The 11,256-nt window shown below is 74.3% G+C and carries 14 protein-coding genes; 3 read left to right on the forward strand and 11 right to left on the reverse strand.

The genetic code is table 11. From position 1 onward, the window contains the following. The 8 genes from DVA66_RS11025 to DVA66_RS21280 form a co-directional block, all read right to left on the reverse strand. Nucleotides 1-350, reverse strand: a 350-nt coding sequence (locus DVA66_RS11025; protein ID WP_198671672.1) for a methyltransferase domain-containing protein, incomplete at its 3' end; no start/stop codon positions are given. Between the two features lie 5 nt (nt 351-355). Beyond that, complete coding sequence (lepA, locus tag DVA66_RS11030) at nt 356-2,233, reverse strand: translation elongation factor 4 (protein ID WP_114560133.1); 1,878 nt, start codon at nt 2,231-2,233, stop codon at nt 356-358. A gap of 165 nt (nt 2,234-2,398) precedes the next feature. Beyond that, nucleotides 2,399-2,587 (reverse strand): DUF5302 domain-containing protein, encoded by a 189-nt coding sequence (locus DVA66_RS11035; protein WP_114560134.1) that lies wholly within the window; start codon nt 2,585-2,587, stop codon nt 2,399-2,401. Between the two features lie 91 nt (nt 2,588-2,678). Continuing rightward, a complete protein-coding gene (locus DVA66_RS11040; protein WP_198671673.1) occupies nt 2,679-3,179 on the reverse strand; it encodes a pyridoxamine 5'-phosphate oxidase family protein in 501 nt (166 codons plus the stop codon). 2 nt (nt 3,180-3,181) lie between these two features. Then, on the reverse strand, nt 3,182-3,610 hold the full coding sequence (locus tag DVA66_RS11045; protein ID WP_114560135.1) for a VOC family protein: 429 nt from the start codon (nt 3,608-3,610) through the stop codon (nt 3,182-3,184). A 10-nt stretch (nt 3,611-3,620) separates the two neighbouring features. Further along, nucleotides 3,621-3,977 (reverse strand): DUF2834 domain-containing protein, encoded by a 357-nt coding sequence (locus tag DVA66_RS11050; RefSeq protein ID WP_198671674.1) that lies wholly within the window; start codon nt 3,975-3,977, stop codon nt 3,621-3,623. Next, complete coding sequence (locus DVA66_RS11055; protein ID WP_198671675.1) at nt 3,974-4,963, reverse strand: hypothetical protein; 990 nt, start codon at nt 4,961-4,963, stop codon at nt 3,974-3,976. The genes DVA66_RS11050 and DVA66_RS11055 overlap by 4 nt, the downstream gene beginning before the upstream one ends. Then, on the reverse strand, nt 4,960-5,586 hold the full coding sequence (locus DVA66_RS21280; protein ID WP_198671676.1) for a MerR family transcriptional regulator: 627 nt from the start codon (nt 5,584-5,586) through the stop codon (nt 4,960-4,962). Before DVA66_RS21280 ends, DVA66_RS11055 begins: the two co-directional genes overlap by 4 nt. A 175-nt stretch (nt 5,587-5,761) precedes the next feature. Between DVA66_RS21280 and DVA66_RS11065 the strand changes: the two genes are divergently transcribed. The 3 genes from DVA66_RS11065 (at nt 5,762) to rpsT (ending at nt 7,971) form a co-directional block, all read left to right on the forward strand. Continuing rightward, the gene (locus tag DVA66_RS11065; RefSeq protein ID WP_157973956.1) at nt 5,762-6,529 is read left to right on the forward strand and encodes a hypothetical protein; all 768 of its coding nucleotides are present in this window, start codon (nt 5,762-5,764) and stop codon (nt 6,527-6,529) included. 69 nt (nt 6,530-6,598) lie between these two features. Next, on the forward strand, nt 6,599-7,534 hold the full coding sequence (locus DVA66_RS11070; protein ID WP_114560138.1) for a DUF389 domain-containing protein: 936 nt from the start codon (nt 6,599-6,601) through the stop codon (nt 7,532-7,534). A gap of 173 nt (nt 7,535-7,707) precedes the next feature. After that, nucleotides 7,708-7,971 (forward strand): 30S ribosomal protein S20, encoded by a 264-nt coding sequence (rpsT, locus tag DVA66_RS11075; protein WP_114126633.1) that lies wholly within the window; start codon nt 7,708-7,710, stop codon nt 7,969-7,971. Nucleotides 7,972-8,051: 80 nt separating this feature from the next. Here rpsT and DVA66_RS11080 read toward each other — a convergent pair whose 3' ends face one another. The 3 genes from DVA66_RS11080 to DVA66_RS11090 form a co-directional block, all read right to left on the reverse strand. Then, nucleotides 8,052-8,696: a hypothetical protein gene (locus DVA66_RS11080; RefSeq protein WP_114560139.1), complete on the reverse strand. Its 645-nt coding sequence runs from the start codon at nt 8,694-8,696 to the stop codon at nt 8,052-8,054. Between the two features lie 25 nt (nt 8,697-8,721). Then, the gene (gene holA, locus DVA66_RS11085; RefSeq protein ID WP_114560140.1) at nt 8,722-9,705 is read right to left on the reverse strand and encodes a DNA polymerase III subunit delta; all 984 of its coding nucleotides are present in this window, start codon (nt 9,703-9,705) and stop codon (nt 8,722-8,724) included. Nucleotides 9,706-9,742: 37 nt separating this feature from the next. Continuing rightward, on the reverse strand, nt 9,743-11,256 hold a 1,514-nt coding region (locus DVA66_RS11090), incomplete at its 5' end, for a ComEC/Rec2 family competence protein (RefSeq protein WP_157973957.1).

An 11,256-nucleotide genomic window follows, 5' to 3' on the forward strand; every position in this document is an offset into this window, starting at 1 on the left:
CCCAGCCGCCAGCCCGGCGCGCCGGCCCGCAGCAGGGTGCGGCCCACCGTCAGCAGGTGCTCGGCGCTGCCCCGCACCGGGGGCGCGCTGGCCAGCCGCCGCCGGGCGTAGGCCAGCTGGTGCGGGTTGATGTCGACCGCGGTGACCCGGTGCCCGGCGGCGACGCAGGCGGCGGCGAGCTCACCCGGACCGGCGATGACGCAGACCCGGCCGGGCGCTCCGAAGGCGGCCAGCTCGACCCGCTCGTCCTCGTGGCTGCGGCCGAAGAGGACCTGCGGCGGCCCGAACCGGGTCAGCCGACCGTGCTGCCACGGGGTGCTGACGACGTCGGGCTCGAGACGCCGGCCCACCCCGGCTACTTCTTCTCGGCCTTGGGCGGCTCGGTGGTGGAGAGCGCGGCCACGAAGGCCTCCTGGGGCACCTCGACGCGGCCGACCATCTTCATCCGCTTCTTGCCCTCCTTCTGCTTCTCCAGCAGCTTGCGCTTGCGGGTGATGTCACCGCCGTAGCACTTGGCCAGCACGTCCTTGCGGATGGCGCGGATCGTCTCGCGGGCGATCACCCGGGCCCCGATCGCGGCCTGGATGGGCACCTCGAACTGCTGGCGCGGGATCAGCTCCTTGAGCTTGCCGGCCATCATCACGCCGTAGGCGTAGGCCTTGTCGCGGTGCACGATCGCGCTGAAGGCGTCCACCGGCTCGCCCTGCAGCAGGATGTCCACCTTGACCAGGTCGGCGGCCTCCTCGCCGGCCGCGTCGTAGTCGAGCGAGGCGTAGCCCTTGGTGCGCGACTTCAGGGCGTCGAAGAAGTCGAAGACGATCTCGGCCAGCGGCAGGGTGTAGCGGATCTCCACCCGGTCCTCCGACAGGTAGTCCAGCCCCTGCTGGACGCCGCGGCGGGCCTGGCAGAGCTCCAGGATGGTGCCGATGTGCTCGGCCGGGCTGAGGATCGTCGCCTTCACCACCGGCTCGAGGACGGTGGCGATCTTGCCGTCGGTGGGGTACTCGCTGGGGTTGGTGACGGTCAGCTCGCGACCGTCCTCCATCCGCACGCGGTAGACCACGTTGGGCGCGGTGGAGATGAGGTCGAGGCCGAACTCGCGCTCCAGCCGCTCCCGGACGATCTCCATGTGCAGCAGGCCGAGGAAGCCGATCCGGAAGCCGAAGCCCAGCGCGCCGGAGGTCTCGGGCTCGTAGGTGAGCGCGGCGTCGTTGAGCAGCAGCTTGTCCAGGGCCTCGCGCAGCTCGGGGAAGTCGGCGCCGTCGATCGGGTAGAGCCCGGCGTAGACCATCGGGTTGGGGTGGCGGTAGCCGCCCAGCATCTCGGTGGCCGGCTTGCCGACGGTGGTGACGGTGTCGCCCACCCGGGACTGGCGGACGTCCTTCACCCCGGTGATGAGGTAGCCCACCTCGCCGACCCCGAGGGCCGCGGTCTTGACCGGTTCGGGTGAGATGACGCCGACCTCCAGCGTCTCGTGGGAGGCCTTGGTCGACATCATCAGCACCCGCTCGCGGTGGCTGAGCTCGCCGTCGATCACCCGGACGTAGGTGACCACGCCCCGGTAGGTGTCGTAGACGGAGTCGAAGATCAGGGCCCGGGCCGGCGCGTCGGCGCGACCGGTGGGCGGCGGCACCTGCAGCACGATCTCGTCGAGCAGCTCCGCGACACCCAGCCCGGTCTTGGCCGACACCCGGAGCACGTCGGAGGGGTCGCAGCCGATGATCCCGGCCAGCTCCTCGGCGAACTTCTCCGGCTGGGCGCTGGGCAGGTCGATCTTGTTGAGCACCGGGATGATCTGCAGGTCGGCCTCGAGGGCGAGGTAGAGGTTGGCCAGCGTCTGGGCCTCGATCCCCTGGGCGGCGTCGACCAGCAGGATGGCGCCCTCGCAGGCCTGCAGCGAGCGCGAGACCTCGTAGGTGAAGTCGACGTGGCCGGGGGTGTCGATCATGTTGAGCACGTAGTGCTGGGTGCCCTCGCCGACGTCGCTGCTGTAGGGCATCCGGACGGCCTGGGACTTGATGGTGATCCCGCGCTCGCGCTCGATGTCCATCCGGTCCAGGTACTGCGCCCGGGCGGCCCGCTCGTCGACCACCCCGGTCAGCTGCAGCATCCGGTCGGCCAGCGTCGACTTGCCGTGGTCGATGTGGGCGATGATGCAGAAGTTGCGGATGATCGAGGGGTCGGTCGCACCCGGGGCGGGGGCGGACGCGGCGGTCGCAGTGGTCGGGCTCAAGGACGCTCCAGGCTCGGGACGTTCGCGGGCGGGACCCGCGGCGGTCCGGGTCGCACGACGGCCACCGGAGGCACGCCTCCGAGGATCGCCGGGTGACCCGGACGGTCAGGTGTTCGGCCCATCATCCCACTGCGGACCGGCACTCCCAACCTGCGACGCCGCCGCTCAGGCGCCGCCACCGCCGGTCTTGCGACGGAAGCTGCCTCCCGAGGTGTTCCCCTGCACGCCGTGCAGGTGCTCGGTGCCGTCGGTGCGGGCACCCTCGGCCGTCGGGTGCTTCTGCTGCCGCTTGCGCTCCAGGGCCTCGCGCATCTTCTGCTTGAGGTCGTCGGCGCTGCCGCTCTGCTGGGCCATGGGTCCTCCTCCGGTGGGTGGTCGGGCCAACTGTGCCGTCGTCGCCGCGCCGGCGCCAGGGGTTTGGCGCCGTCGCGTGGGCGATCCGTCGTCAGCTCCCGAAGCGGAAGCGGGTGACGTCGGCGGGGAAGCGGAACCACGCCAGGGCCGTCCGCGGGCGCAGCACGCACAGCCCGCCGGCGTCCTCACCGGACCAGGAGTCGGGGCCCGGCTCGTACCCGTCGGCGGCGTACTTGGCGCGGAACGCCGCCGACAACCGCTCCCCCAGCTCACCGACCACCGGCTCCGACGGCCCGGAGGTGCCCTCGACGATGACCGCCTCCTTGCCGCTCTCCAGGTGCAGGGTGCAGGCCGGGTTGCTGCGCAGGTTGCGGGCGTGCACCGTCTCCGGCGAGCCGTCGTAGTGGTAGCGCCCGTCCAGCCAGACACCCCATCGGGGCACCACGTGCGGACGTCCGTCGGGACGGGTGGTGGCCAGCCAGACGTGGGCCGCGTCGACGAGCCGCTGCTCGACGACGGACCACTCCAGCAGGCCGTCGGTGGTGTCCGGTACGCCGTAGCCGTCCGGCATCTGGGGTCGGTCGATGTGCACGATCAGCCTCCGATCAGGCAGAAGGGGTGTCCGGCCGGGTCGAGGTAGACCCGGAACCCGCCGTCGGTCGACGGCTGGTGCTCGTGCCGTCGGGCCCCGGCGGCCAGCACCGCCGGCTCGGCGGCGTCGATGCTGGGCACGGACAGGTCGAGGTGCAGCTGCTGCGGGTGCGCTCCTCCGGGCCAGGTGGGCTCCACCCAGTCGTCGATGCGCTGGAAGGCCAGCGTCGGACGTCCGCCGGGGTTGTCGGCGCTGATCCCGCCACCGGGCGGCACGAGGGTGGTCCAGTCGCGGTCGGAGCCGTCCTCGACCGGCCACTGCAGCACGGTGGAGTAGAAGCGGCCGAGGGCCTCGGCGTCGGGGCAGTCGAGGATGATGAGGTCGAGCTTCGGGGCGGTTACCGGTGCGTCGTCGCGTCCTTGCGTCGTCATACCCGGAAACCTAGGACCGGCCACCGACAGAAGCACCCGCTCCGACCCGGAGCTCGCGCAGCCGACGCTCCCGGGCCGCGAGGAAGAGCGGCAGGGCGAAGGCGAGCGCCACCACCGGGGCGAGCACCAGGTAGACCCAGACGTGGCGGATCCCGAGCCGGCGGGCCTCCACCAGCATCAGCACCCAGCAGGCGAGCAGCACGACCACCACGTCGACCACCAGGGACGAGACCGAGGGCCCGCTGCCCAGCCAGTCACCCAGGTAGTCCCGCCCGGCCGCGATGGACAGCACGTTGAAGGTCCAGGTGCCGACCAGCCCAACCCCGGCGAGGACGAACCACAGCACCTCCGCCGCACGGCCGTTCACCGCGCCCTCCCGGCGACCAGGTCGACCCCGGCAGAGCGGCGTCCCCGCAGCAGCACTCCCGCGGCGGCACCGAGCGCGACCACGCCGACCGCCACCGCGGCGAGCACCGTCCAGGCGTCCGGCGCCACCACCGACTGACCGCGCAGCGCCTGCCAGGTGAGCAGCCCGGTGACCGCCAACCAGGCCGCCGCACCGACCAGCACGAGGTCGCGACGGACCCGGACCGAGCGCAGCACCGCGACCCGGGCGGCACCCAGCTCGAGCGCGACCAGCAGCAGCGGCACCGCCTGCAGCGCGTGCATGCCGACGAAGTGGCCGATCCGCAGGTCGCCGGCGACCGTCGACCAGCCGAGCAGCGGCAGCCCCGGACCGCCGTCGGCCACGCCGACGGTGTGCGCGCCGATGACCCCCTGCGGGTCGGCCAGCTGGTGCGCGGTCGGCGAGGTCATCAGGAAGGCCTCGGCCATCCCGACCAGGGCGACCGCCAGACCCGCCCGCAGCGCCGCGGCCCGGGCCGGGTCGGCGATCCGGGCCCGCAGCAGCAGCACGCCGAACACCAGGGCCACCACCCACAGCCCGGTGATGGAGGTGCCCATCACGGCCCACAGCGCGGCGGCGGTCGGGCTGCTGACGTTGAAGTGGCTGGTGGTGCCCGCGACAGCGGCGCCGACGATGATCACCTGCTCGACGACCAGGAACAGCGCGGTCAGGGTGCCGAGCCACCACAGCACCCGCCGTCGCGGCACCAGCGCCAGCATCCAGCTGAGGGTGAGGGCGTAGAGCGCGATCGAGACGAAGAACTTGAACGGCTTGGCCCACAACGGCGCGCCGGTCACCAGCCGCGGGTCGGCGACCAGCCCGACGACGGCCACGGCGGCGCCGAGCAGGCAGGTGACGGCGACCGCGAGCAGCGGACGGTGCCAGGGGATGGCGCCCCACAGCCCGGCCGGGGGCCGGGTCGGGGCGGGTGCGGTGGTCAGTGTCATGACTCCTCCTCGGGCTGGGTACGGGTGAGCTGGGCCTGGGTGAGCTGGGCCTGGGCGACCCGTCGCAGGCCGGCGAGCAGGACGTCGCCCATCGAGGTGCCGACGGCGACGAGGCGGACCCGTTCGGTGGTGCCCGGACGGCGTCCGACCTCCTCCAGGTCGGCCCGGGCGACCAGCTGGGCGGCTTCCCAGTAGGTGCGGATCCAGGTCTCGCTGGGGACGCGGTCCCCGGCGGCGAAGCCGTCCAGGGCGCGGGCGGCCATCGCGGCGCCGACGTCGGAGACGGCCTCGTGGTCGCCGCTGGTGAGCTGGGCCACCCGGGCGCTCGACTCCTCGGTGGCGGGCTGGCCGGCGGCGGAGACGAGCCGCTGGGCGACGCCGAAGACCTCGCCCAGCGGCTGGCCGGCGTCCAGCACGGCGGTGAGCTCCTTGACCCCCGCCACGCTGACCCCGGCCACCTCCACCAGCGCCCGGACGAGGGCGAGCCGCTCCACGTGGTGCTCGCCGTAGACCGCCTGGGTGGCCGAGGTCCGCTCGCCGGCGGGCAGCACCCCCTCACGCAGGTAGTACTTGATGGTGGCGACGGGCACCCCGGTGCGGGTGCTGAGCTCGGAGATCCTCACCTGGATAGCGTAACTATCGGATAGTGCTGCTGTCCAGTGGTGCCCGGTGTGGGCCGGTGTGGCATCGTCGGGGTGGGAGGGGGTGTCGAGGATGACGCGAGCCCAGCGGACGGGGCGGCTCGTCGCGGCGGCTACGGTCGCGGTGCTGACCGCCTGCACCGAGCAGGAACCGCTCGTGACCGAGCCCCCGCCTCCGATCCCGCCGGAGACCGAGCTGTGGGCGCACGGGATGCTGCTCCAGCAGGGCACCGACGCCCCGGTGCTGTGCGTCGGCGGGGTGATGGAGTCCTACCCGCCGCAGTGCGGTGGGCCGGAGGTGGTCGGCCTGGACTGGGCCGACGTCGCCGAGCACGAGGACGCGTTCGACGTGCGGTGGGGTGAGGCCTACGTGGTCGGCACCTTCGACGGGCGGCGGTTCACCCTCACCCGGCCGCCCAGCACGACGGTGCCCACCGGCGTCCCCACCCCGGCGCCCGAGCCGGAGCCCGACTTCCCCCAGCTGTGCGACGACCCGTTCCGCGGCGGCAGCCAGGAGGCGGGTGAGGACCTGGACGCCCAGGCCGCCCTGCAGGCCCGGCTCACCGACTACCCCGGCTACGTGGCGTCGTGGGTCTCCAACGGGCGGAACCTGTTCAACGTCACCGTCACCGGCGACCCGGAGCAGGCCTGGTCGGACTTCCGCGAGGTGTGGCGGGGCGGGCTGTGCGTGGCCCAGCGCGACTCCCCTCCGCAGAAGGACGTGCTGGCCGCGCAGGAGGCGGTGACCGGCATCGCCGACGAGGTCGGCGTCCTCGGCGCCGCCGGCACCAGGACCGGGCTGCTGGAGGTGGACGTCCTGCTGGCCGACCAGGCCACCGTGACAGCGGTGCACCGGGCCGTGGCCCCCTGGCTCTCGCCCAAGCAGGTCGAGGTCACCGGCGCGCTGCAGCCCGTCCCGGGGTGAGCGTTAGGACCCCGTCAAGACGCGGGTGCGCCGACCCGTCGGCGGCTCCGCGACGGCTAGCCTGCTGCCGTGCTGCACCTGCGCGTGATCTGCCCGCCCGAGGCCACTCCCGAGGTGCTGGCCCGGCTGCGCGGGTGCCCGGGCACGGCCCACCTGGTGCTCAACCGCGGGGTGGCGCTGGAGCCGACCGGTGACCTGGTGGAGGCCGACGTCGCCCGGGAGAGCGCGGACGAGTTGCTCGAGGCCCTCGGCGAGCTCGGCATCGACCACAGCGGCGGGATCACCCTCGAGCCGCTGGACACGGTGCTCTCCGACGCGGCCGACACCGCCCAGCGCGAGGCGCCCGGGGACCCGGCCGACGCCATCGTGTGGGAGGAGCTGATCGCCCGCACCGGCGACGACTCGCGTCCCACCGTCACCTTCTTCGCCTTCCTCACCCTGGCCTGCCTGATCGCGGTGGTCGGCATCGTCACCAACTCCCCGGTCACCGTGGTGGGCGCGATGGCGGTGGGGCCGGAGTTCGGCCCGCTGGCCGCGCTGGCGATCGGCCTGGTGCTGCGCCGGCGTGACCTGGTGCGCCAGGCGAGCCTCGCCCTCGGCCTCGGGTTCCCGCTGGCCATCCTCGCCACCGCCGCCGGGGTGCTGGTCTGCGAGGCGACCGGGCTGATCTCGGTGACCGCCCTGGACACCGCCGACCAGGTGGACTTCATCTACCAGGTGGGACCGTTCTCCCTCATCGTGGCGCTGCTCGCCGGGGCCGCGGGGATGCTGTCGCTGACCTCGGCCAAGTCGGCCGCCCTGGTCGGGGTGTTCATCTCGGTGACGACCGTGCCGGCCGCCGCCTTCGCGGTGGTGGCCGCCACCACCGGGGACTGGGCGCGGGCCGGGGAGTCGCTGCTGCAGCTCGGGTTGAACCTGGTGGGCATCGTGGTCGCGGCCGCCGGGGTGCTGATGCTGCGCACCCGCCGCTCAGCCGGGTTGCGGCGGCTGCCGGTCGGAGGCTGACCGGGCCCGGACGCGGGGTGCGGCCGGCGTCCGTTTGGCCGCGGCCGCCGGTCGTTGGTAGAGTGCACTGTCGCTCCGGAGCCGACCTCCACGGGTGCTCGCACCTGACCGGTCGGATGCGTCCGGGGCCTCCGAAACCCGAAACCAGCTCGACCAGACCAGAGGCTTGCCCAGTGGCGAACATCAAGTCCCAGATGAAGCGGATCAAGACGAACGAGAAGGCTCGTCTGCGCAACAAGGCCGTCAAGTCCGGCCTGAAGACGTCGATCCGCCGCTTCCGCGAGGCCGTCGAGGCCGGTGACACCGCGAAGGCCCAGGAGGCCGCTCGCGTGGCGTGCCGCAGCCTGGACAAGGCGGTCTCCAAGGGGGTCATCCACCGCAACCAGGCCGCGAACCGCAAGTCGGCGATCGCGTCCAAGGCCGCGGCCCTCAGCTGACCCGCTCGCGCTGACTCGCCGGCCCCGGCCGGTGCGGAGCCCGATCACCTCTGGTGGTCGGGCTTCTTGTCGTCCCCGGGTCAGGGTGCCGGGACGCTGCTCGGGGCCGGACGGCCGTGGCGGGCCAGCTCGAAGCGCATCGCCTCCAGCACCCGCCCGAACTCGGCGTCGGTGGCCCACGGCCCGACCACGACCGGGACGAGCTCGCCCGCGGTGGTGGTGAGGTCGACCCGCCGCACGACGCCGTCCAGGCCCGCCCGGCGGGTCAGCCGGCTGCCGAGCTGCTGACCCAGCCGCCTCGACACCCCGAAGGCAGGAGCACCGATCGGGTGCCAGGCGACGGCGACGGCGGCGATCTCGCGGTAGCTGATCCGCCGGCCTCCGGGGCCGCCGGGGACGAGGACCCCGGCAGGGTCGACGCCGAGCAGCAGCGAGTGCCCCGGTGCGCTCCTGCGGCGGAGCCGGCAGACGACGTCGGCGAAGAACAGGGCGAGCGAGCCGACCAGCAGGGCGCAGACCAGCATGACGGCCGGCCCGGCCCAACGGTCCGCCCCCGGGCTGACGCTCGCCGGCGTCCCCAGCACCGCCCAGCCCAGCGCCACCAGCACCGCCCAGCCCGCGACCACCCCGCAGCCGATCGCGAACCGGCGGTACAGCCGGACCATCGGCTCGGTGCTCGCCGGAGGGACGACGAGCTGGAGGGAGCGGGGTCCGGTCAGCAGCACGCCGGCATCGTAGGGGCCGGGCCGGTCAGCGCCGGCCGCGGCAGCGGGTGACCTCGAGCACCGCGGACTCGATCGCGTGGTCGGGGTCCTCGGCGGCGCCCTTGATCTCGGCGTCGGCGCGCGCGACCACGGAGATGGCGCGGGCGAGACCGGCCTGGTCCCAGCCGCGCAGCTGCTGGCGCATCGACTTCACCTTCCACGGCGGGACGCCGATCTGCTTGCCGACGTCGGCGTCGCGCATGCCACTGCCGGGCAGGCTGGACAGCTTGCCCAGCCCGCGCAGGCCGGAGGCGAGCGCACTGCTCACGAGCACGTGGGCCACCCCGGTGCTGAGCGCCCAGCGCAGCTGCTCCATCGCCTGGTCGGTGCGGCCCGCCAGCGCGGCGTCGGCGACGGCGAAGCTGGTCACCTCGGCCCGGCCGCCGAAGTAGCGGCGGACCAGCGCCTCGGTGATCTCCGGTCCCTCGGCGTCGGCCACCAGCTGCTGCACCGCCGAGGCCAGCGCCCGCAGGTCGTGCCCGACGGCGTCCACCAGCAGCGCCGCGGCCGGCGGCTCGATCCGGGCGCGGGCGCGGCGGACCTCGGCGGTCACGAACTGGGGCAGCTCCCAGGTCTTGGGCGTCGGGCAGTCGACCACCTCGGCCCTGGCCTTCTTGATCTTGTCGAGCAGCGCCTTGCCCTTGTTCCCGCCGCCGTGCACGAGCACGACCGCGCACTCCGGCTCGGGCGAGGTCGCCAGCTGGGCCACCTGGTCGGCGAGGTCGGCGGGCAGGTTGGCGAGGTCGCGCACCACCGCGATCGACCGGCTGGCGAAGAGGGAGCCGCCGACCATCTCGGTGAGCTGGCCGGCGTCGAGGGCGGAGGCCTCGACGTCGTGCTCCTCCGCCTCCGGTGACTCCGCCAGGGCGGCGTTGACGAGCTCCTGCACCGCCCGGTCGGCCAGCAGCCCGGACCCGGTGACCAGCACGACCCGTCCGAACACCGACTCCCTGACCGCCACGGGCCACATCCTGCCAGCCCGCACCGACAGCACGGGGCCCTCGACCTCAGCGCTGGCTGGTCACGCGGATCCCGGTGGCCGAGCCCGACAGCGCCACCGCACCCTGCTCGTCGGTGCGCAGCACCCGCATCCCGGCCCCGTGCAGCACGTCGAGGGTGCGGGCGGCGGGGTGGCCGTAGTCGTTGTCGCGCCCGGCGCTGACCACCGCCAGCCGCGCCCCGGTGCCGGTGAGGAGGTCCGGGTCCTGGTGGCCCGAGCCGTGGTGCGGCACCTTGAGCACGTCGGCGGGCAGCGGGCCGTAGCGGCGGAGCAGCCGGCCCTGCCCCGGTGGCTCGACGTCACCGGTGAGCAGCACCCGCACCCCGGCGACCTCGGCGTAGCCGACCGCGCTGGCGTCGTTCTCCCCGCCGGACTCCCCTCCGCCCTCGGTCACCGGCTCCGGGGGCGGCAGCTCGACCGGCCCGAGGGTGGTCCAGGTGACGTCCCCGACGACCCACTGCTGGCCGGGCTGGGCGAGCACCGGCACCGCCCCGGCCGCGTCCAGGGTGGCCGAGGCAGCGCGGTGCTGGTCGGCCGGCAGCGGGAGCGGTGAGACCAGCACCGTGCCGACGCCTCGACCCTCGAGCGCCCCGGCCAGCCCGTCGACGTGGTCGGCGTGGAAGTGGCTGAGCACCAGCAGCGGCACCTGCTGCACCCCGAGGGTGCTGAGGCAGGCGTCCATCGCGGCCGGGTCGGGACCGACGTCGACCACCACCGCCGAGCTCGGCCCGGCCCGCAGCACCACCCCGTCGCCCTGGCCGACGTCGCAGGCCACCAGGAACCAGTCCGGCGGCGGCCACCCCGGCTGCACGGGGGGACGCAGCAGCGCCGCCACCAGCGCGAGGGCGACTCCCGCGGAGCACCACCAGCGGGCCAGCACCACCGGCACCACCCGCAGCAGCAGCACGCAGGCACCGGCCAGCACCGCCAGCGACCAGGCGTGCACCGGCCAGACCCAGACCGCCCCGGGCAGGGCGGAGCCGAGGTGGGAGACGGTGATGATGCCCTGCGCGCTCAGCGCCGAGCCGAGCGCCACGAACTCGGCCAGCGGCGGCCACAGCAGCGACGCCCCGGCGGCGGCGAACCCGGTCACCGTGGCCGGGCCGACGAAGGGCCCGGCCAGCACGTTGGCGGCCAGCCCGGCCACGCTGACCTGCTGCGAGATGGCCGTCACCACCGGCTGGGTGGCGAGCTGGGCGGCCAGCGGCACCGTCACCGCCTGGGCGGCCCAGGACGGCAGCCAGGACATCCGGGTGGCCCACGGCCCGGCCCACAGCACGATCCCGGCCGAGGCCAGCACCGACAGCGCCATCCCGGCCGAGCGGGCCAGCCAGGGGTCGAGGAGCAGCAGCACGACCACCGCGGCCCACAGGTGTCGCAGCCCGCGCCGCCCGCCGCGCCCGCCCCAGCCCAGCGCGGCGAGCGCCACGAGTCCCATCGCCGCCGCCCGCAGCACGCTGGGCTCGGTGCGGCACAGCGCCACGAACACCCCCACCCCGGCCAGCCCGACCAGCCGCAGCC

Source organism: Desertihabitans aurantiacus (assembly GCF_003344635.1).
GTDB classification, from domain to species: Bacteria; Actinomycetota; Actinomycetes; order Propionibacteriales; family Propionibacteriaceae; genus Desertihabitans; species Desertihabitans aurantiacus.